The sequence below is a fragment of the Olsenella kribbiana genome (assembly GCF_036408795.1).
In the GTDB taxonomy this organism is placed as follows: domain Bacteria; phylum Actinomycetota; class Coriobacteriia; order Coriobacteriales; family Atopobiaceae; genus Olsenella_L; species Olsenella_L kribbiana.
Window position 1 is genome coordinate 290,614 of the sequence record NZ_JAZGJP010000002.1, and the last position, 20,337, is coordinate 310,950.

Sequence of the window (20,337 nt, forward strand, 5' to 3'; positions counted from 1 at the left end):
CAGTTTGAACGAAGAAATGGGCGGGCACCGAGTGGTGTCCGCCCATTGACGTTCTAGATGTATGTGCTGCTTAGTACTGCGTCAGCTGGAGATAGAGGTCGCGGTACTGGGATGCTGATCTGCTCCAGGAGACATCCTTCTCCATGTCGCGCACGACCATCTTGTCCCAGGATTCGCGGCTCGTGAAGTAGAGCGTCTTGGCACGGTTGATTGCGTCAAGCAGGAGGCCTGGCTCATAACGGTCGAATGTGAAGCCGTTGCCGGAGTCTTCGAACATGTTGTACGGCTCGACCGTGTCCTTGAGACCACCGGTCTCGCGGACTACCGGAATCGTGCCATAGTGCATAGCGATGAGCTGGGTAAGGCCGCAGGGCTCGAAGCGGGAAGGAACGAGGAGGGCGTCGGCACCAGCATAGATGTGGTGCGAGCGTGCCTCGTCATACATGATGCTCGAGCAGACGGTGCCCTTGTGGGCATTCTCGAACCAGCGGAAGGACTCCTCGTACTGGGGCTCGCCAGTGCCGAGGACGACGACCTGGGTGTTGCCGTCGATGAGCTGCTCCATGACGGTCGTGACGAGGTCAAGACCCTTCTGCGATGTGAGACGGGAGATGAGGCCGATGACCATCTTGCCCTCGTCCTGCTCGAGGCCAAGCTCTTCCTGGAGTGCCTTCTTGTTCTCCTTCTTGGCTTCAAGCACATTCTTCGTGTCATAAGGAGTATCGAGCAGCTTGTCCATTGCAGGGTTCCAGATGTCGTAGTCGATGCCGTTCACGATGCCGCGGAGCTTGCCGGAGTGGTAGCGCAGATGGGCATCGAGGCCCTCGCCGTATTCCGGCGTCTGGATCTCTCCTGCATAGGTGCCGGAGACCGTCGTAATCATATCGGCGTAGGTGAGGCCGCCCTTGAGCATGTTGGCCTCGGTCCAGTCCTCCTGCATGACATCCTTGTTGAAGACATAGTCAGGGAGTCCAGACCAGTACTTGATGGTCGGGATGTTGTACTTGCCCTGGAAGCGCAGGTTGTGGATTGTGATCATGGTCTTCGAGCGTGCAAGCTCCGTGTTCTGGAAGAGCGTGCGCAGATAGACCGGCACAAGCGCTGCCTGCCAGTCATGGCAATGGATGATGTCAGGAATCCAGTCGAGGAAGAGAAGCGTCGAGAGCGCTGCCTTGTCGAAGTAGCAGTAGCGCGGGATGTCATCCACGAGGTTCGTGTAGGGGTTGCCGTTCGTGAAGAAGTCCTGGTTGTCGATGAAGTCATAGACCACGCCGTCAGGGGAGACGTACTCCATGATGCCGACATAGAACTGCCTGCCGTCAGAGCAGAGATCCATCTGGAAAGCGCCCTTGTAGACCATCTTCTCCTGCCAATCCTGCTTGATGCAGGCATAGCGCGGCAGGATGACCTTCACGTCGCAGTTCTGCTTCACGAGAGCCTTCGGCAGGGCATACATGACATCGCCGAGTCCGCCAGTCTTGACGAAGGGATAGCACTCGGAGCCGATGAAGGCGATCGAGCGCCTCGGCTGGGGGAGCGGTTCAGGTTCAGGCTCGGGCTCAGGAGCCGGAGCCTCCTCTGCTTTGGGCTTTTCCTTGGCAGGCTCAGGAGCAGTCTCTTCCTTTGCGGCTGGTACAGGAGCTGTCTTCGGCTCTTCAGGCTTCGCTTCTGCCTTGGCAGGCTTCTCTGCCGGCTTCTCAGCCTTCTCGGGCTCTGCTGCCTTCTTCGGTTCGGGTTCGGCCTTGGCGGCGGCGGGCTTCGGGGCGGGCTTTGCAGGTGCTTCTTCCTTCACGGCTGGCTTGGCTGCAGGCGCAGCTTCTGCCTTCGAGGTGAGTTCTTTCTTAGCGGCAGGTGCAGCCTTCGGAGCCTCTGCCTTCTTGGCAGGCTCTTCTTTCTTTGCAGGCGCAGGCTTTGCTGCAGGCTCGGCCTTGGCCGCTGCCTTCGGCTCCCCCTTCGGAGCCTCTGCCTTGGGTGCAGGCTTCTTCTCTTCAGCAGCCGGCTTCGGCTCAGGCTTTGCTGCAGGGGCAGCTGCCTTGGGCTCTGCCTTGGCGGCCGGAGCAGCCTTCGGCTCTTCTGCCTTCGGAGCGGCCTTTGCAGCAGGCTTTGCAGCCGGTGCTGCCTTGGGGGCAGGCGTGGCCTTTGCTTCTGGCTCAGACTTCTTGGCAGCAGGTGCTTCTGCCTTCGCAGCTGTCTTTGCGGCAGGCTTGGGATCTGCCTTGGGTGCAGCAGCCTTAGGAGCCTCTGCCTTCGGAGCTGCTGCCTTGGTGGCAGGCTCCTTCTTCGGCTCGGGCTTCTTCGCTTCAGCTGCAGGCTTTGCTGCAGGTGCAGGTGCTGCGGCAGCCGCTGCCTTCTTTATAGGCTCTGTGGCCTTCGGAGCAGGCTCAGCCTTTGCTGCTGGTGTTGCAGCAGGCTTCGTCGTCTTGGTCCCCTTTGCCTCCTTCTGAGCCTTAGGCTTTGCTGCAGAGCGGGAAGACCTCGACCTCGTGGATGTGCTGCGTGGCTTGGAGCTCCCTGACTTTCTCGTTGCCATGTTCCTTCTCCTCCTTGGGAAAACGCTCACTGAAGACAGCTGCTGCATAGATGAGCAGGCGTTTGCTTCAATGATAACGCCTTGCAAGGATATGAGGTCTTGCGGCAGGTGAAAGGAAAGCTTCTTAGGCATCCGGCAGTGCAGCAGCTGATGAATGCAGCTTCGATGCAGCAGGAAAGACTGGCTCGATCAGTCTCTGTCCTTGGTACGGTCGAAGATCTTGCTGCTCGTTGCTGCGAGGAATTCAGCAGCTTCATCGAGCGGAGCAGTCCAGGACGCGGCAATGAGCTCTGTTGCCGCGGAAAGGGAACGCTCGTATTCTTCGGGCTTGAAATCTGCATGCTCAGGAGGATAGTCCGTCTCGAGAAGGAGCTTCTCATGAGGGATGAGCTTCAGATATTCCTTCGCATGGCGGGTATGGAGGAAGGGCTCGCCGACACTGAAGAAGCAGCCGAGCTTTATTGCCCGCCAGAGTTCGGGTGTAGAGCCTGAGAACCAGTGGAGGATGGGAAGGGAGCCTGATGCTTCTGGCGTGCAGCCAGCGTCCTCGAGGATGTCGAGCACGAGGTCTGCCGACTTCACGGAATGGATCGAGAGCACTTTGCCACCAGCCTTGGCAGAGGCTTCAGCAATGCGTCTGAAAGCATCTGCCTGGTAATCTTTGGATGCAAGGTCGACATGCTTGCGTGAGAGATCGATGCCTATCTCGCCGATGAGGGGAGCATCTGGCGCAAGGGATAGAAGCTCCTGGAGAGCTTCCTCATCCACCCTGCCATCTGCTACCCACCAGGGATGGGCACCAAGGCCAAGAGCCACGTTATCCTTGCCGCTCCAGCTCTTTGCTTCCTGATATCCCACAGGTGTGACCGTGCAGGAAAGGAAGGAGAGGCCAAGCCCATCTGCCGCGTCAAGGAAGCCTTGAGGGTCTTCCTGGAAGTCGACATGGCAGTGCATGTCGTAGTGCCTGATTGGCTTATCGGCGCTATTGTCTCCGCCTAGCATTGCAGGTCTTCCTCGCCTGAGTAGGGCATGGGCTCGAAGCCTGCCAAGCGGCAGATGACCTTGCCGGCAATCATCTGTCCCATGATGGGCGGCATGTAGCTCATGGTCCCCAGCGTCAGGCCCTTGTCAGGCCTCTTTCCATCCTCGGTCTTCGGAGGCTTGGGGCCATTTCCCTTCTCTGTCGAGTAGAGGACCTCAAGTCCCTTGATGCCGCGTTTCCGGCAATTCTTGCGCATGGCCTTCGCAAGACGGTCTCCTGAGGTCTTCTCGATCTTGGAGAAGGCAAGCCTGCTCGGATCGAGCTTGTTGGCACCTCCCATGGAGCTTAAGAGCGGAATCCTCTCGTCCTGGCACCATTTGGCAAGGGCAAGCTTTTGCGAGACGGTGTCTATCGCATCGATGAGGTAATCGGGGCGGGGGAACTGGGAAAGCATTTCTCCGAGTCCGTCTTTCGGGATGAAGGCCTGAAGGGTCTCTACCTGGCAGCTGGGATTGATGTCCAGGACCATCTTCTCCATGACCTGACACTTGGGAAGGCCGATTGTGGAGTGGAAGGCAATGGCCTGGCGGTTGATGTTGGAAGGTGCCACTGTATCGCGGTCGATCAGGATGAGATGTCCTACGCCGCCTCGGGCAAGGGCTTCCGTGCAGTTCGAGCCGACACCGCCCAGCCCCAGGACCATGACCGTCGCATCCTGGAGGCGCTTCAGGCGCTCCTCGCCGAGGACAAGCTTCAGGCGGTCGAACGGCGTTTCGGCAGTGGCATTTTCGGGCATGGTGAAGCGCTCCTTGCATGAGTCTGTATCGGATGAACTCACATGCTACCGCATCGGTGAGATGCACGACATGTTGCGTATCGAGTGGAATGAGATAAGGCCTCCCCTCCGTAAGGAAAGGAGGCCCGTATGAGGTGCTTGCTTGTGTCCGTGTGGGCAGTTGCCTCAAGGTCTTTGCAGCTATTCGCTCTTCCCATGGAAGCGGTCGAGCAGGTCCTGATACTCGGCGCTGCGCTTGCGGAAGGCGTAGGTGAATGTGAGCGTGAGGATGGCAAGCGTGATGAGGTAGAGCCCGGCAAAGCCTGCCCAGGCCGCAGGCATTCCATCGGGCAGCCAGGAGCCGAGAAGGGCACAGAGCGCAAGGACCAGGAAGTATGAGATGCCGAAGCCTGCAATCCGTCCGCCGTAGCTCATATGCAGCGCTGGCCTGAAATTGAACCAGAGCTGCTGGAGGATGCCTCCTGCCAGCATGCCGAAAACGATGCTCAAGATCCAGCGGAGATCTGCTATGGCTGTGCCTTCCACAAGCATGGCAAGGGAGCAGGCAATGACTGCTGCCACGGCCCAGCTGGAGCCCACGAAGACGCCCATTGCGATAGCGGCTCCTGCGTGCTCGTGGAGCTCTCCTGCAAAGACGCCGTAGGTCTTGTTTGTGTTGGTGCTGCTCATCTCCGGTCTCCTTTCTGGGGGATGCCGATACGTTCCTTCACCTCTGCCACGTGGCTTCTGGTCACCAGGACCTCTGTGCCATCTGCAAGGCCAAGCACGAGGCGGCTGCCGAACTCGGGACGGATCGTGCGTGCCCGGTCGAGGTTAGCGATGCTCTGCCGCGAGATGCGGACGAACGATCTGTTTGGCAGCTCTCCTTCGAGGGCAGAGAGCCGCTGTGCTGCAAAGAGCGTCCGGCCATCTGCCATATGGAGCAGGGTCTCCTCGTCTGCTGCCTCGAGGGAGCAGATATCGGATATGGCAACACGCTCCTTCGAGGTGCCTGATCTCTCCCGATAGGCAAATAGCGTATTTCCTATGCCCTGCAGTGCCTGCGCGATGCGCTCTGCCTCCTTGTCCTTCGGAGCAGAGGCGATGGTGACTTCGGGCTCGGATAGTGTCGGGTTCGTGATGAGCTTGAGCTTCATGATGTGCGCCTCCTTCTCCTTCTGGCTACAGCTTACGGGATGGACGATAAGCTCTCTGCCGGCTGCAGCCGAGATGCACGAAGAGGGGAGCGAGATGCAATGCCCTTCTTGAGATTCTGCCAGCAGCAGGCGATTGGTGCTGGCCGAACGCTCAGGCAGGAGGCTGCTGCTGAAGCACATATTGAGATGGTTCTGCTGGGCGCAGGGTCTGTGAAAGATGAGACATGCAAGTTACTGAATATTATGTAACTATTCGGATGAGATTCTGGCATATCAAGAAACCTTTGTTTCAGAAGTCTACATCGGTACGAAGGGATTATGCATTCGTACGGAAGCTGATGGTCGATGACGGCGAGGCTCAGGGGCATGCAAGCAGGATTGAGAGGCATGCTGGAGGTGCGATGGCCGCAGCGGTGGCCCTCTGGCGAGCCTCGCTGCTGTGCCGGGGAAGGCGCTTGCAGAGGATAGCACCGCATCCACGTCCACATGCAGGCACAGGGACGGAGCAGGAGGCGACAGGCGCCGCCGCGCAGGAGGCAGGATCGCTAGCGCTCGCGCTATAGGTGCTGAATGGGAGACGGAGCTCTCAGGGCTCCGCCTCCTTTCGTTTCGGCATCTTCTGCTGCCTGCATGTTCCTGCTGCCGGCACGTGTGGGCCCTTGAAGCAACATCCTCAAGCGTCTGCCTGCTCTAACCTCATCGTGGTATCGTAAGAGGTCCATGCCGGACAGATATCTGGCATGAGGGAAAGCCAGTCCCGAACGAGGCGCGCGCTCAATACACGAGTGCCAACGCGGTCGGACGGGACCTGTCGGAAGGTACGTTGCTGTGAAAGAGATGCCGAAGACCTACGATCCCCAAGAGCATGAGCCTCAGCTCATCCAGCAGTGGATGGATGCAGGCTGCTACCAGAGAAGCAAGGGCGTAGGCGACTGCACCGTCGTTATCCCGCCTCCCAACGTGACGGGAATCCTGCACATGGGCCATGCAATGGATGACTCCATCCAGGATACGTTCATCCGCTACAGCCGCATGAGGGGCCGCTCCACCAGGTGGATCCTGGGCACCGACCATGCTGGTATCGCCACCCAGACCAAGGTGGACAAGAAGCTCAAGTCCGAGGGCAAGAACCGCCTTCAGATGGGCCGCGAGAAGTTCATCGAGGCCTGCTGGGACTGGACGCATGAGTACGGCGGAACCATCGTCAGCCAGATCAAGCGTATGGGCTGCTCCATCGACTTCTCCGATGAGAAGTTCACGATGAGCCCCGAGTTCTCCCGTGCCGTGCGCAAGGTCTTCTGCGACTGGTACCACGATGGACTCATCTATCGCGGCAAGCGCATCGTGAACTGGTGCCCCTCCTGCCGTACCGCCATCTCCGACGACGAGGCAGAGTACAAGGACGAGAAGGGCCATCTGTGGTACCTCCGCTATCCGCTGACCGAGCCGGTGGATGGCATCGAGTACATCACGGTCGCAACGACCCGTCCTGAGACGATGCTCGGCGATACGGGCGTTGCCGTGTCTCCGCAGGACCCCGAGAAGCAGAAGCTTGTCGGCAAGACCGTGATGCTTCCTATCGTGAACCGCGAGATTCCGATCTTCTCCGACTGGCACGTCGATGCAAACTACGGCACTGGCTTCGTGAAAGTCACGCCTGCACATGACCCGAATGACTATGCCATGGGCCAGACGCACAACCTGCCGCAGATCAACATCTTCGATGAGACGGCACACGTTGTGGATGGCTACGGCGAGTTCTCCGGCATGGACCGCGATGAGGCCCGTACCGCTATCGTCAACTGGTTCGATGAGCACGGCCTGCTCGATCACATCGAGGAGCTCAGCCACTCTGTCATGCACTGCTACCGCTGTGGCACCGCGCTCGAGCCCTGGCTCTCTGAGCAGTGGTTCGTGGCTGTGGACAAGCTCAAGGAGCGTGCAGCTGAGGTCGTGCGCGATGGGGAAGTCAAGTTCCATCCTGCCCGCTGGACGCAGACCTACCTTACCTGGATGGACAACCTCAAGGATTGGTGCATCTCCCGCCAGCTCTGGTGGGGCCACAGGATTCCGGTCTTCCACTGCGACGACTGCGGCTGGGAAGACGCCCTCATGGAGGACCCCGAGGTGTGCCCGAAGTGTGGAAGCAAGAACATCCATCAGGACGAGGATGTCCTCGACACCTGGTTCTCCTCTCAGCTCTGGACCTTCGCGACACAGGGCTGGCCTGACCATCCGGAGGAGATGGAGGGGCATCACCCGACCAAGGTCCTCGTGACCGCCCGCGACATCATTGCCCTCTGGGTTGCCCGCATGATCATGAGCTCGCTCTACTTCACGGACGAGGTTCCGTTCCACGACGTCTACATCTACGCCACGATCCTTGCCAAGGATGGCAGCCGCATGTCCAAGTCCAAGGGCAACGGCGTGGACCCGATGGACCTCATCGAGAAGTACGGCGCTGACGCTATGCGCTTCAACCTTCTGACGCTCATCACGACGAACCAGGACGTCAAGTTCGATGCCAACATCGACAAGAAGACGCGAAAGCTCATCGACTCGCCGCGTACCGAGCAGGCACGCTCCTTTGTCACGAAGATCTGGAATGCTTCCCGCTTCGTGCAGATGAACCTCGACGGCTATACGCCGGGCGCCCCGAAGGCAGAGACGGCAGAGGATGCCTGGATGCTTTCCCGCCTTGCCAAGGAGGTTGCAGAGGCTACCGAGCAGCTCGAGACCTACAACTTCGGCGACTACGCCAGGAATCTCCAGAGCTTCTTCTGGGGTGAGGTCTGCGACTGGTACATCGAGCTCTGCAAGGGCCGCCTGCTTGATGGCACGCCCGAGGAGAAGCTGCAGGTCCAGCGCAACCTCGTGTATGTCCTCGATGTCTCGATGAGGCTCCTGCACCCGGTCATGCCGTTCGTGACAGAGAGCGTCTGGGATGCCCTGCCGGCATCCGGCCTCGATGACCACAGCGCCAAGTTCCTGATGGTCGCCAAGTGGCCTGAGCCCGACGAGCTTGCACAGTTCGTGAACGAGCGCGCAGAGCATGACTTCGATCTCGCAAAGCGCGTCATCTCCGTCGTGCGCTCCACCCGTGCCCGCTACCGCCTGTCTCCGAAGGCAGAACTCGACGTGGCCGTGAAGTCCACGCCGGAAGATGCTGCCGTGCTCGAGTCCCAGCGTGACTTCATCACGAGCGTCGGCCGTGTCGACCAGCTGGCGCTTGGTGCCGAGCAGACGAAGCCTGCGGGCTCTGTCTCCGTGGCTGATGGCTCGCTCGAGATCTTCGTCGCCCTGGGTGGCCTCGTCGATCTCGATGCCGAGGCGAAGCGCCTCAAGAAGGAGCTTGCCAAGGCAGAGAAGGATCTTGCTTCCGTCGAGCGCACGCTCGGCAATGCAGGATTCGTTGCCAAGGCAGCGCCTGAGGTCATCGAGAAGAAGCAGTCCCAGAAAGCAGAGCTCACCGCTACGGTAGAGCAGCTCAAGGCCCAGATTGCCGACTTCGAGTAGCAGCTGGAACATATCGTCTAGCCAGGAAGGCCGTGCCGTGAGGTGCGGCCTTCTTCGTGTGCTCAGGGCGTGCGGCGGCCAGGGCAAAGAGCCCGGCAACCTTTCGGCTTCTGCAAGCGCGGAAGCGTATGGTGCGGCCGGATCAAGATCTCCATCCCTGCTGCAAGATGGCCGTTCCTGATGCTGTCAGCCTACACCGGCGCCGCTTGTCTGCTGCAAGACAGTGAGGCATTGTCGGTGCATCTCTTTTACAACCGCTGTCGGAAGCTGACAGCAGCAGCCGCTCTGTCGCCGGCCCCCGCGCAGCTGCATGCCGCAGCGCAGCAATCCCATCCTCGGACAGGCCAAGCCCACAGGCCTTCTGCAGGCTGCCCTGGAGCGTATGGCTCAGGTGCCGCCTTGACAATCCAGGCCTCCATCTTGGCATTCGTTTCAAGGGGCAGCAGGATGGCATGCATGGCTGCATCACGCCAGCAGGGAAGCTTGAAGGCATGCCAGGTGCCTTTCGGCTGCATCAGGTCCATAGGCTTTGGCTATGGATGTGCATGAAGAACCGATATGGGCGCACACAACTGCCATATATCAGGATTGAGGGTGCAGCAGTGGGCTTTGAGGTACACAATGGAAGCATGGTCAGATCGCCCCGTGAAACCCGGTAACCATTGGCAGGAGCCAAGAAGCGAAAGGAAGCCAAGATGGCAAAGTCAGATATCGAGATTGCACAGGAAGCAACGATGCTTCCTGTCACCGAGGTCGCAAAGCGTGCCGGCCTCTCGGAAGACCAGCTAGAACTCTATGGACGCTACAAGGCAAAGGTCGACATCCATGCCCTGAAGGACCTTCCCAAGAAGGCGAAGCTCATTCTCGTGACGGCCATCAACCCGACGCCTGCGGGCGAGGGCAAGACGACGACCTCGGTCGGCCTCGAGGATGCTCTCTGCCGTCGTGGCAAGAATGCACTCCTGTGCCTGCGCGAGCCATCCCTCGGACCCGTCTTCGGTATCAAGGGCGGCGCTGCCGGCGGCGGCTATGCCCAGGTCGTGCCGATGGAGGACATCAACCTCCACTTCACGGGCGACTTCCATGCTATCGGCGCTGCGAACAACCTCTGTGCTGCCATGCTCGACAACCACATCAAGCAGGGCAACGCTCTCGGCATCGACCCGCGCCGCATCGTCTGGAAGCGCTGTGTCGATATGAATGACCGCCAGCTCAGGAGCATCGTCGATGGTCTTGGCGGCGTCGGCAATGGCATGCCTCGCCAGGATGGCTTCGATATCACCGTTGCCTCTGAGGTCATGGCTGCCTTCTGCATGGCATCGGATCTGATGGATCTCAAAGAGCGCCTTGGCCGCATGGTCATTGCCTACACGTATGACAGACGTCCGGTCACAGTCTCCGATATCCATGCTCAGGGCGCCATGTGCGCGCTTCTGAAGGACGCTATCAAGCCGAACCTCGTGCAGACGCTCGAGAACAACCCGGCCTTCGTGCATGGAGGTCCGTTTGCAAACATTGCCCACGGCTGCAACTCTGTCGAGGCGACGACGACGGCCATGAAGCTTGCCGACTACGTTGTCACGGAGGCAGGCTTCGGTGCCGACCTCGGCGCAGAGAAGTTCCTCGATATCAAGTGCCGCGCTGCCGGCATCGCTCCTTCCTGCGTCGTGCTGGTTGCGACCGTGCGTGCCCTCAAGTACAACGGCGGCGTGCCGAAGGCAGAGCTTGGCCACGAGAATCTCGAGGCGCTCGAGCGCGGCATCCCGAATCTCCTTCGCCATATCTCGAATATCCGCGATGTCTTTGGCCTGCCGGCTGTCGTTGCAATCAATGCGTTCCCGACCGATACGAAGGCAGAGCTCGACTTCGTCGAGCAGAAGTGCCATGAGCTCGGCGTCAACGTCGCGCTCTCCGAGGTCTGGGCCAAGGGCGGCGAGGGCGGAGTTGCGCTTGCTGACGAGGTTGTGCGCCTCTGCGACGAGTCGAGCGAGCTCAAGTATGCCTACGAGCTCGACCAGCCGATCTCTTCCAAGATCGAGGCCATCGCAAAGCGCATCTACCATGCAGACGGCGTCGACTATACGTCCTCGGCACAGAAGCAGCTCGCCCAGCTCGAGGAGCAGGGCTTCGGCGGACTTCCGGTATGCATGGCAAAGACACAGTACTCGTTCACGGACGACCCCAAGAAGCTCGGGGCGCCCGTTGGCTTCCGCATTACGGTCAGAAACGTGAAGGTATCTGCCGGCGCCGGCTTCATCGTCGCCCTTACCGGTGACATCATGACCATGCCGGGACTTCCGAAGGTGCCTGCAGCAGAGAAGATCGATGTCACGCCGGACGGAAAGATCGTCGGCCTCTTCTAGAGCGGCATAAGATTCGAAGATAGTCAGCAGAGGTCCGGGGGCGCACAGGCACCCTCGGCCTTGCTGCTGCGCAGACAAGGAAGAGACGTGACGGAACCAGAAGAGAAGAGAATGCGCGACTGCACGGCCGAGGAGCTCGTGGAGGCGCTTGCCTCGAAGGAGCCGACGCCAGGCGGCGGTGCAGGGGCAGCCATGGCAGCAGCGGTGGGATGCGCCCTGGGCGAGATGGTCGCAAACCTCACGCACCACAAGCGCCGCTATGAAGAGGTGCAGCCGAAGATCGAGGAATATCTCCCGAAGCTCGAAGAGCTGAGAGGCCGCATGTTCACGCTCGCAGAAGAGGATGCCGAAGCATTCAGGCCGCTTGCCCGTGCCTATAGGATGCCGAGGGATACCGAAGAAGAGAAGGAAGAGCGCACGCGCGTCCTTGAGGAGGCGCTGCGCCAGGCATCGGAGCCGCCTGAGCATCTGATGGAGGCCATCTGCGAGGCGATCGTGATCGTCGACGATCTCACGAAGATCGGTTCGAAGATGGCGCTTACGGATGCAGGGGCAGGCGCAGCGCTGCTCTCGGCGTCGCTCAAGGCAGCCTGTCTCAATGTCTTCATCAATGCGAAGGCAATGAAAGACCGCGATTATGCAGAAATCCTCGTCTCCCGTACCCAGGCCATGCTCGAAGATGGCTGTGCCAAGGCTGATGAGGCCTATCTCAGAGTGGAAAGAGGAATCAGATGGCAGAGGAGCTGAGAGGGGCACCGGTTGCCCGTGCGCTCACCGAGGAGCAGGCAGCACGGACCGAGCAGCTTAAAGGCGCGGGCATCGAGCCCTGCCTTGCCTTCGTGCGTGTGGGGGAGCGCCCGGACGATATCTCCTACCAGCATGCCGCAGAGAAGCGCTGTGCCAAGGCGGGCATCGAGACGAAGCTCTTTGCACTGCCGGAGGATGTCACGCAGGATGAGGTCGAAGCGACAATCCGCAGCATCAATGAGGATAGCTCGATCCATGGCTGCCTCATGTTCCGCCCGCTTCCGAAGACACTCGACGAGAAGGCAGTGGCAGCCGCGCTCGATCCTGCAAAGGATGTGGATGGCATCACGGAAGGCTCGCTCTTCGGCGTCTTCTCCGGCAGCCGAGTGGGCTTTGCTCCCTGCACGGCAGCTGCGGTCGTCGCGATGCTCGACCACTATGGTGCCGCACTTGATGGAGCCAAGGTCACAGTCGTCGGACGCTCGCTTGTCGTGGGACGCCCTCTCGCCTCGCTCCTGCTCGGGCGCAATGCGACTGTGACGCTCTGCCATAGCCACACGAAGGATCTCTTTGCAGAGACGCGTGCAGCGGACATCGTCGTTGCCTGTGCCGGCAGGCCCCAGATGCTCACGGCCGATGCCTTCCGTCCTGGCCAGACTGTCATCGATGTCGGTATGAACTACCTTTCCTCGGAAGGCCGCTTTGTCGGCGATGTCGCCGAAGAGGCGAAAGAGATTGTGGGTGCGCTCACGCCGGTGCCGGGAGGGGTCGGCGCGGTCACCTGCGCAATTCTTGCCGAGCACACGATCGAGGCAGCAGAAAGGACCAAGGCTGAGGCATGAGGGAATCTTCGACATTCGAGCCGGCACATCTGACCGGCACCAAGGACGCCTATGGACGCGAGCTCAACGATCAGGGCTTTGCCGAGATCGACGAGGAGCGCCTCGAGCATGCCGTGCGCGAATTCCTGCTGGCGATAGGCGAGAACCCTGACCGTGAAGGCCTCAAGGAGACGCCGGCACGCGTGGCACGGGCGACCGAAGAGCTGCTCTCGGGCATGTGGGAAGAGCCGAAGGCGCATCTGAGGAAGCAGTTCGAGGCTCCTGATTCAGATGAGCTCGTCGTCGTGCGCGACATCCCGTTCGAGTCCTTCTGTGAGCACCATATCCTGCCGTTCCGTGGCACAGCTGCGGTCGTCTATCTGCCGAAGCATGGACGGATCTGCGGCCTCTCGAAGCTCGGGAGGCTCGTCCAGGGCTATGCCCATCGCCTCCAGGTGCAGGAGCGCCTGACGGCCCAGATTGCAGATGCCCTGATGGAAGAGCTCGACCCCGAAGGTGCGCTTGTCGTCCTCTCTGCCGAACACAGCTGCATGACCATGAGGGGCATCAAGAGCACCGGGTCCCTCACCGTGACCGAGGCAGCGCGTGGCGTGCTTGCGGATGATTGCGAGCTCAGGCGCGAGGCACGCGAGCTTGCGGGAGCTGGCAGAAGCAGCAGATGATGGAAGCAAGCATGGCAGATGTCCCGGCAGAGCGCCTCTCGTCTCTCGAGGAGCGCTTCTCGAGCCATAGCTATGAGGGCAGAGGACCTGCCCTCCTCATAGAGGAGGGCAGCATCCCCATCCTGGTCTCGGCGCCGCATGCGGTGACGCAGACGCGGGAGGGAAAGGACAAGCGTGCAGAGATCCTGACAGGAGCTCTCGCGCTCTGGCTCCATGAGGAGGCAGGCGTCCATGTCTTCTGCCACGCAAGGTCAGACGGGCACGATCCGAACTTCGATGCCTTCGAGGAGAACACGTACCAGAGAGAGCTTGTCCGTTATTGCCTTGAGCATCGGATATCCTGCGTCCTCGATCTCCACGGTGCTGCGTCAGATCGCGGCTTCGGTGTCGATATCGGCACAGGCGGCAAGGAGCATCCGTCCCTTCTAGGACACAAGTTCCTTCTCGACCTGATGGATGCCTCGCTTGTCCAGACGGTGGGGGAGCTCGGCCGCTTCGACGATGCAGTCGTGCATGACGGCGTGTTCGCGGCGGCAGGTCCTCATACGATTGGAAGGAATGTCTCCGAACGAGCCCAGGTGCCCACGCTCCAGCTCGAGGTGAACGGACAGCTCCGGAATGTGGCAGATTCTTCGGCAGTCGCTGCCCTGGCAAAAGGCCTTGCGCTCTTCTGCCTCATGGCAGGACGCTGGGACAAGGAAGCTCCCGATCCTCAGGTCATGCACCTCTTCCAGGCAAAGGAGCAGCTGCCCCGCGATGTCTGCTATCTCAGTGCAGGATCTCATGAGGGCATTTCAGGTACGCTCTGCCTCCAGGGGCCTTCCGGAGAAGCCCCGCTCGTCCATGTGCGCATGGCTGACAGCGCCTATGCAGAGGCAAAGCTGGCATCTTCTGCTGTGGGTGAAGATGCATGCTCATCTGCCATCTTCCTGCCGAACCGCATGACGAAGCGGCTCTTCGGAGGTGCTTCTGGCCAAGGGCTCCTCGAGCCGGAAGCCGGGATGCCTGTGCTTGTCCAGAGGACGCCTGCCCGTGCCTGCATGGTCCGCGTTCCTGTTGCAGAGCATGTGGACAGGGTCTATGTCTCTCATGATGTGGCTGAGTGGATCGAGAAGGAGACGGGGGATTCCGCACGTCCGAAGGAGTGCGTGCTCTACTCGCGCGTATCGGATACGCAGCTCGTGATTGACCCTCATGGCGCCGACTATGCACCCTATGCGCTCGTGGCGCATGAGGCGAGCGTCTATGTGCCGCGCTACTTCAAGACCCTGCTCGGTATCGGACAGCTGCCAGTCCATCAGATCCGGCAGGAGGAGATGGAGCTTCTTCTCGACCGTGCGGATGCGGATACGTGCGAGCTCATGAGGAGAAGCTATAGCCCGAGCACGACGCGTTCGGACCCGTTCTGCCGTCTTCGGGAGGACTGCTCGGGCGACGACCTCAGGCGTCTCGCCCAGGCCGAACGTGCGCTCGGCGTGGACAAGGCCCTCGAGCTTGTCCTTGTCGATGCGCCGAAGGCAAAGGAGAAGGGGCGCCTGGGCCGCATCGAGGATGCCTTCCTCGACCGGTGGATAGGCTCCCGCAAGCTCTGGCTCCTTTCGACCTATGCGAAGGACGAAGACGATGCGAATGGCATCGCCCGCCTCTCTCCCGACCTCATGAAGCTTGCGGGCGTCGAGGACAATGACCGAATCTGTGTGCGCTTCGGCAGCGCGCAGGCTCAGCTCCGCGTGCTTGTGGATGAGGGCATTGATGACGCGCGCGTGAGCCTGCCTGCTGGAACCCGCGCAGCCTTGGGCATCGACTCCGTGAACGATGTGGTCACGGTCGAGCGGAAGGAGTCGCATATCCTGAGACGCAGCATGGACCTCCAGCTCATAGCGCTTCTCGGTACGGTCATTGCGGTCTTCCAGCTCGATCTGGACCTGCCCATCCAGATTCTCATCTGCCTCGTCCTCTTCCCGATCATCTCCTGGGCGGCACTCAACGAAGAAAGGGTGAAGGTCAGATGAGGCTCTCTGGCTATCTGATAGAGCGCTACAGCGACATGGGCTCTGCCTATACCTGCCGCCGTCTTGTCGAAGAGGCGCATGCCCTCGCTATGGATCTTTCCATCACCGGCATTGCCGACATGGGAAAGACAGAGGATGGAACGCTGCTCTTGCACGGGGAGCCGCTTGCGCCTGCCGACTTCGTGGTGAACCGCTACAAATGGGGGCACCTCATAGCGGCAGCAAATGCGCTTGCCACAAGGAGCTACAACAGCATCGCCCCCTTCGCGCGCTATGTGGACAAGCATGCACAGGTGGAAGACATCAGCTCCTCTGCCTTCCGCATGCCGCACTGGGTGCTCGCACATGCCTGTGCCGGCTTCGAGATGCTTGCATCCGAGGTCGGCGTGCCTTTCGTCGCAAAGGGGCTTGCGAGCTCGGAAGGACGCGAAATCTGGCTCATCGAGGACGAGGATGACCTCGCGCGCCTAGAGCAGCAGGTGGGACCTGACCGCGAGCTTCTCTTCGAGCAGTGCATCGAGGAGAGCCTAGGCAAGGATATCCGTGTCTTCGGCATCCGCGGCGAGGCTGTGGCTGCCATGAGGAGGAAGGCGGAGCACGGATTCCGCGCGAACTATGCGCTTGGTGCTGAGCTCGAGAAGAAGGAGATCGATCGGGACATGCGTGCAGCGGTGCATGATGTCTGGAAAGAGACGGGGCTCGACTTCTTCGGGCTCGATCTTCTTGTGGACCATGCGGGCTACTGGTTCTGCGAGGTCAATGTGATGGCAGGCATGCAGGGGATCGAGTCCGTCTCCGGCGTCAATGTCGCAGGGCTCGTGATGCGTACGATCAGGGACGATCTTGCATGAGGAGAGACGAAGCAGAAGACTTCATCTATGCGTCGTATATGGCTGCAGCGCCTGGGCTTTCCTTCGATGCACCTGACTCCGAGAAGCGGCACCCCGAGCTCACGCGCGATCTTCTGAGGAGCCTTGCCCATGCGGATACCGCTATCATCACGGGCAGCAAAGGCAAGGGGTCGGCTGCTCGCATGGCAGCCGCGCTTGTCCAGACAGAGCGGCGTGTCGGGCTCATGACAAGCCCGCACATCAGGCGCTTCAACGAGCGTTTCTGCGTGGATGGAGTGCCGATATCGGACAGTGAGCTTGCAGAAGCGGTGACGGCGGTGGCGCCCGCCATAGAGAAGATCGAGGGCAAGCTCTTGCCCGGCGAGTTTGTGAGCCCCATAGGGATCGAGTGCGCGGCAGCGCTTGCGTGGTTCCGTACGCAAGGCACTGGGGCAGACATCCTCGAGTGCGGCAAGGGGGCACGCTTCGACGATGTCACGAACGTGCCGCACCGCTTCTGTGCAATCAATACCATCTTCCTCGAGCATACGCGCGAGCTTGGCCCTACGATCTCTGCCATCGCCGCTGACAAGGCCTATGCCATACAGCCTGAGTGCGAAGCTGCCTTCATAGGCCCACAGGAGGAAGAAGCTATGGTCCAGATTGCCCAGCGGGCCTGTGCGCTCGGCGTACCGCTCCTGGAGTATGGCAGGGACTTCGAGGCCACGGATATCCGCTGGGGCAAGGCAGGCATCATCTGTACGCTCAAGAACCAGAGCCAGGTGCTCGAAGACGTGGAGCTGCCGCTTCTGGGAGAGTTCCAGGCACGCAATGCGGCACTGGCGCTCGCGCTTGCAGAAGCGCTTCTGGGACATGAGCTCGCGGGGCGCAAGGTGCGCGAAGCCTTGGGCAGGCTCAGGATTCCGGGCAGGATGGAGCTTGTCTCGAAGGAACCGCTGCTCGTCGTCGATGCCTGCATCAACCGGGCAAGCGCTGAGGAAGCAAGAGAGGCGCTCGCCCATCTCGGCTGCGGTCCTGGTCTCATCGCAATCGTCGGCATTCCCGACGATAAGGACTATGCTGGCGTCGTGCATGAGATGGCGGGGGTGGCAGACGAGATCTGGCTCACGGCCTCCCAGAATCCGCACTACGTCTTCACGGAGAGGCAGGGAAGATGCCTTGCAGCTGAAGGGATAGAGACGCACTTCGCTCCGACAGTTGCTGGAGCGCTTTCGGAGGCACGTGCGACGGGACGTCCCGTCTGCCTCCTTGGCACGACGTCTGTCATTGCAGAGGCCGAAGCCGTGCTTGCACAGGATTGAGAGATCTGCATGCCCAGGCATGCTTGAGAGGAGATATCAGTGGGATATACGCTTCCCTTCGCTGTGAAGGACACGACATATGATGAGGCGCTTGCAACCTTGAAGGGGGCGCTCCGTTTCGGCATCTCTCCGAGCCTGGATCCGGTCACGGCGATGCTCGAAGAGCTCCATGATCCTGACAAGGCATATCGTTCCGTCCAGATAGCCGGCACGAATGGCAAGACCTCGACGGCACGCTATACAGCAGGGCTCCTTATGGCAGAAGGTCTCAGCTGCGGCCTCTATACGTCGCCTGAGCTTGTGAGCTACAACGAGCGCATGGAGATAGGCGGCAAGCCCATCTCGAAAGCGGCGTTTGCCCATGCGGTTGCTGCAGCAGACGAGGCAGGCAGACGGGTCCTTGCCGCACGTGCGGCAGAAGGCCTTACTCCCTTCGATATCACGGAGTTCGATCTTCTTACCGTCGCTGCCTTCGTTGCCTTCGCGGAAGCCGGCGTCGATGTCGCAGTTCTCGAGTGCGGCATGGGCGGCAGATGGGATGCAACGTCTGCCTGCCGTTCGATCGAGTCGGTCGCAATCACGGGCATAGGCCTCGACCACATGAAGATTCTGGGCGATACGCTCGAGAAGATCGCTGCAGAGAAGGCTGCCATCATCAAGCCGGGACGCACCTGCGTGCTCGGCGCCGGCACGGCGACCCCTGCAAGCGTCGAGGATGTCTTCCTCAAGCAGGCAAAGCAGGCTGGGGCTGTGCCGACGCTGCTTCGGCCCGAGAGGCTCGAAGATGCGGCAGGGGAGATGGAGAAAGGTGTGCCCGCTGCGCATCCCGACCTTCCCCACGCAAGCTTCCGTATCCGTGAGCTGCCGGGGCGCATCGGTGGCTCCCTCATCTTCGATGTCACGACGCCGCGCCAGACGCTTGCGGAGCTTGGCGCCTTGAAGCCGGGCTATCAGGCAGCAAACATCGCCTGTGCGGTCTGCCTTGCCGAGGACTTCCTCGGACATGCGCTCGATCCAGACCGTGCCTACGATGGCATCGTGACGACGCCGACGCCCGGACGCTTCGATATCGTCTGTCCGAAGCCGGTCGTCCTCATCGATGCCTGCCACAATCCGCAGTCGGTCGATGCCTTCCTCACAGCTGTCGCCGATGTGGAGCCAGACCGTGAGAAGAGGCCGTATCTTCTCTGCGCGGTACTTGCCGACAAGGATGTGGATGGCATCGTGGAGAGGCTCTCTGCTGCCTTTCCGAAGGTCGTCTGTGCGCAGACCGCATCTCCCCGCGCCCTTCCGGCAGCCCAGCTTGCTGAGGTCTTCCGCGCCCATGGCAAAGAGCCAGAAGGCATCTATCCTTCGGTTCCTGAGGCGGTCGAGGCGCTCAGGGGCAAGTCCTTCTGCGCCTGCGGATCGATCACGACAGCAGGCGAGGTTGCTGCCATCTATCGTCCCTGGCTCAGGTAGCGGGTATCTTTACATCCACCTCCAAGACATGCGCAGTCTGGCGTGAAGGCTTGACGAAGGTCCTGCTTTTTGTGAAGATTGGCTCATGAACGCACCGGCGGCCGTGTTGTGGCCTGGGCATCTGCGTCCATAGCGGTATGCTTGTCTGCAATTGCCGAAAGAGAACGTGCGCAGGAATGCAGCATCGTCCCAGAACAGAAGGAGCGCCTTTCACATGCAAGAGCTTCTCGATCAGATCATTACCCCTGAAGTACGCATGGTGCTGTACCTGATGGTTGCCTGCGTCGTGATCCTCTATATCCTCTCGATTGTTTACGTGATCCGCGATGCACAGCGCCGTGGCGCCGAGCCCTGGTGGCTCTGGGCCATCATCTCGGTCATTCCTATCGTCGGCCTCCTTGCCTACGTGATCCTCCGTCCGAGCTCCTATCTCGTCGACCGCGAGGAGCAGGACCTCGATATCGCCCTGCGCGAGCACCAGCTCTCCCATTACGGCATCTGCCCGAAGTGCGGCACGCCGATCGACCGCGACTTCGTCGTCTGCCCGGTCTGCAACACCCAGGTCAGGAACGTCTGCCCGACCTGCCACCGTCCGCTGAATGCGGAATGGAAGGTCTGCCCGTACTGCCGTACGCGCATCCAGTAAGACCACACGCGAGAACGTTTCAGGAGCCCTGTGCCGGACGGCATGGGGCTCCTTTCTTGTCGGGAGAGGACAGCGTTTCTTCTGCTGAGGGCCTGTGCCGTACAGATGCAGAAGCTTCGAGGCGGCCCCTGCCTGAGCGAGGAGCACTGCTATGCATGCAAGGTGTCCACGGCAGCAGATTGGCGTGTCTGAAAGAGAATGGGTGCTGCAAAGCCAAGACACACATACATGTGTATCTTGCTCGGATCGGGACGTGGCTCCTCGTCCTTGTGCAGGCGGAGGTCTGCCGCTCGGTCTCCGGCTGTGCCAGGCCATAGCAAAGGCAGGCTGCCGTCGACGCCTGAGAAGTCATGTCTCCGCACAAGAAAAGAGGCTCTTCGGTGGTTTCTGTGGGAGAGATTCCGGCATAGGCCCAGCTCAGCGGGCGAAAACAACGATCTGGAACTGAAACGGCCCCGGGAGGGGCCGTTTCCGCGTCATCCGCCTATGATT

Annotated in this window: 15 protein-coding genes; 10 read left to right on the top strand and 5 right to left on the bottom strand. The window is 60.5% G+C overall.

Annotation, left to right across the window (positions count from 1 at the left end; translation table 11 throughout):
- Positions 1–70: 70 nt before the first annotated feature.
- The 5 genes from VXJ24_RS02825 to VXJ24_RS02845 all read right to left on the bottom strand — a co-directional run bounded on the left by VXJ24_RS02825 (position 71) and on the right by VXJ24_RS02845 (position 5,444).
- On the bottom strand, positions 71–2,530 hold the full coding sequence (locus VXJ24_RS02825; RefSeq protein ID WP_330971399.1) for a glycogen synthase: 2,460 nt from the start codon (positions 2,528–2,530) through the stop codon (positions 71–73).
- A gap of 189 nt (positions 2,531–2,719) precedes the next feature.
- Positions 2,720–3,532 carry a TatD family hydrolase gene (locus VXJ24_RS02830; protein WP_330971400.1) on the bottom strand — a complete coding sequence of 271 codons (813 nt, stop codon included), beginning with the start codon at positions 3,530–3,532 and terminating at the stop codon, positions 2,720–2,722.
- Positions 3,526–4,308, bottom strand: coding sequence for a tRNA threonylcarbamoyladenosine dehydratase (locus VXJ24_RS02835; protein WP_330971401.1), 783 nt, complete (start codon positions 4,306–4,308; stop codon positions 3,526–3,528). The genes VXJ24_RS02830 and VXJ24_RS02835 overlap by 7 nt, the downstream gene beginning before the upstream one ends.
- 180 nt (positions 4,309–4,488) lie before the next feature.
- Positions 4,489–4,977: a hypothetical protein gene (locus VXJ24_RS02840; protein ID WP_330971402.1), complete on the bottom strand. Its 489-nt coding sequence runs from the start codon at positions 4,975–4,977 to the stop codon at positions 4,489–4,491.
- Positions 4,974–5,444, bottom strand: a complete 471-nt coding sequence (locus VXJ24_RS02845) for a LytTR family DNA-binding domain-containing protein (RefSeq protein ID WP_330971403.1) — start codon at positions 5,442–5,444, stop codon at positions 4,974–4,976. Before VXJ24_RS02845 ends, VXJ24_RS02840 begins: the two co-directional genes overlap by 4 nt.
- An 828-nt stretch (positions 5,445–6,272) precedes the next feature.
- Here VXJ24_RS02845 and VXJ24_RS02850 point away from each other — a divergent pair.
- The 10 genes from VXJ24_RS02850 to VXJ24_RS02895 all read left to right on the top strand — a co-directional run bounded on the left by VXJ24_RS02850 (position 6,273) and on the right by VXJ24_RS02895 (position 19,845).
- The gene (locus VXJ24_RS02850) at positions 6,273–8,960 is read left to right on the top strand and encodes a valine--tRNA ligase (protein WP_330971404.1); all 2,688 of its coding nucleotides are present in this window, start codon (positions 6,273–6,275) and stop codon (positions 8,958–8,960) included.
- A gap of 695 nt (positions 8,961–9,655) precedes the next feature.
- Complete coding sequence (locus VXJ24_RS02855; RefSeq protein ID WP_330971405.1) at positions 9,656–11,323, top strand: formate--tetrahydrofolate ligase; 1,668 nt, start codon at positions 9,656–9,658, stop codon at positions 11,321–11,323.
- A gap of 87 nt (positions 11,324–11,410) precedes the next feature.
- Entirely contained in the window at positions 11,411–12,070 is a 660-nt protein-coding gene (locus tag VXJ24_RS02860) for a cyclodeaminase/cyclohydrolase family protein (protein ID WP_330971406.1), read from the top strand.
- Positions 12,055–12,912, top strand: a complete 858-nt coding sequence (locus tag VXJ24_RS02865; RefSeq protein ID WP_330971407.1) for a bifunctional 5,10-methylenetetrahydrofolate dehydrogenase/5,10-methenyltetrahydrofolate cyclohydrolase — start codon at positions 12,055–12,057, stop codon at positions 12,910–12,912. The genes VXJ24_RS02860 and VXJ24_RS02865 overlap by 16 nt, the downstream gene beginning before the upstream one ends.
- Positions 12,909–13,574 carry a GTP cyclohydrolase I FolE gene (folE, locus tag VXJ24_RS02870; RefSeq protein WP_330971408.1) on the top strand — a complete coding sequence of 222 codons (666 nt, stop codon included), beginning with the start codon at positions 12,909–12,911 and terminating at the stop codon, positions 13,572–13,574. Before VXJ24_RS02865 ends, folE begins: the two co-directional genes overlap by 4 nt.
- Positions 13,571–15,586: a hypothetical protein gene (locus VXJ24_RS02875; RefSeq protein ID WP_330971409.1), complete on the top strand. Its 2,016-nt coding sequence runs from the start codon at positions 13,571–13,573 to the stop codon at positions 15,584–15,586. The genes folE and VXJ24_RS02875 overlap by 4 nt, the downstream gene beginning before the upstream one ends.
- Positions 15,583–16,437 (top strand): ATP-grasp domain-containing protein, encoded by an 855-nt coding sequence (locus tag VXJ24_RS02880; protein ID WP_330971410.1) that lies wholly within the window; start codon positions 15,583–15,585, stop codon positions 16,435–16,437. Before VXJ24_RS02875 ends, VXJ24_RS02880 begins: the two co-directional genes overlap by 4 nt.
- Positions 16,434–17,738 (top strand): bifunctional folylpolyglutamate synthase/dihydrofolate synthase, encoded by a 1,305-nt coding sequence (locus VXJ24_RS02885; protein WP_330971411.1) that lies wholly within the window; start codon positions 16,434–16,436, stop codon positions 17,736–17,738. Before VXJ24_RS02880 ends, VXJ24_RS02885 begins: the two co-directional genes overlap by 4 nt.
- A gap of 39 nt (positions 17,739–17,777) precedes the next feature.
- Positions 17,778–19,199: a bifunctional folylpolyglutamate synthase/dihydrofolate synthase gene (locus tag VXJ24_RS02890; RefSeq protein ID WP_330971412.1), complete on the top strand. Its 1,422-nt coding sequence runs from the start codon at positions 17,778–17,780 to the stop codon at positions 19,197–19,199.
- Between the two features lie 214 nt (positions 19,200–19,413).
- Complete coding sequence (locus VXJ24_RS02895; protein ID WP_330971413.1) at positions 19,414–19,845, top strand: double zinc ribbon domain-containing protein; 432 nt, start codon at positions 19,414–19,416, stop codon at positions 19,843–19,845.
- Positions 19,846–20,337: the final 492 nt, after the last annotated feature.

Bases quoted from the DNA above. Each gene is read 5' to 3' on its own strand.
- VXJ24_RS02825 (WP_330971399.1), bottom strand. From the start codon at position 2,530: ATGGCAACGAGAAAGTCAGGGAGCTCCAAGCCACGCAGCACATCCACG.
- VXJ24_RS02830 (WP_330971400.1), bottom strand. From the start codon at position 3,532: ATGCTAGGCGGAGACAATAGCGCCGATAAGCCAATCAGGCACTACGAC.
- VXJ24_RS02835 (WP_330971401.1), bottom strand. From the start codon at position 4,308: ATGCCCGAAAATGCCACTGCCGAAACGCCGTTCGACCGCCTGAAGCTT.
- VXJ24_RS02840 (WP_330971402.1), bottom strand. From the start codon at position 4,977: ATGAGCAGCACCAACACAAACAAGACCTACGGCGTCTTTGCAGGAGAG.
- VXJ24_RS02845 (WP_330971403.1), bottom strand. From the start codon at position 5,444: ATGAAGCTCAAGCTCATCACGAACCCGACACTATCCGAGCCCGAAGTC.
- VXJ24_RS02855 (WP_330971405.1), top strand. From the start codon at position 9,656: ATGGCAAAGTCAGATATCGAGATTGCACAGGAAGCAACGATGCTTCCT.
- VXJ24_RS02865 (WP_330971407.1), top strand. From the start codon at position 12,055: ATGGCAGAGGAGCTGAGAGGGGCACCGGTTGCCCGTGCGCTCACCGAG.
- folE (WP_330971408.1), top strand. From the start codon at position 12,909: ATGAGGGAATCTTCGACATTCGAGCCGGCACATCTGACCGGCACCAAG.
- VXJ24_RS02875 (WP_330971409.1), top strand. From the start codon at position 13,571: ATGATGGAAGCAAGCATGGCAGATGTCCCGGCAGAGCGCCTCTCGTCT.
- VXJ24_RS02880 (WP_330971410.1), top strand. From the start codon at position 15,583: ATGAGGCTCTCTGGCTATCTGATAGAGCGCTACAGCGACATGGGCTCT.
- VXJ24_RS02885 (WP_330971411.1), top strand. From the start codon at position 16,434: ATGAGGAGAGACGAAGCAGAAGACTTCATCTATGCGTCGTATATGGCT.
- VXJ24_RS02895 (WP_330971413.1), top strand. From the start codon at position 19,414: ATGCAAGAGCTTCTCGATCAGATCATTACCCCTGAAGTACGCATGGTG.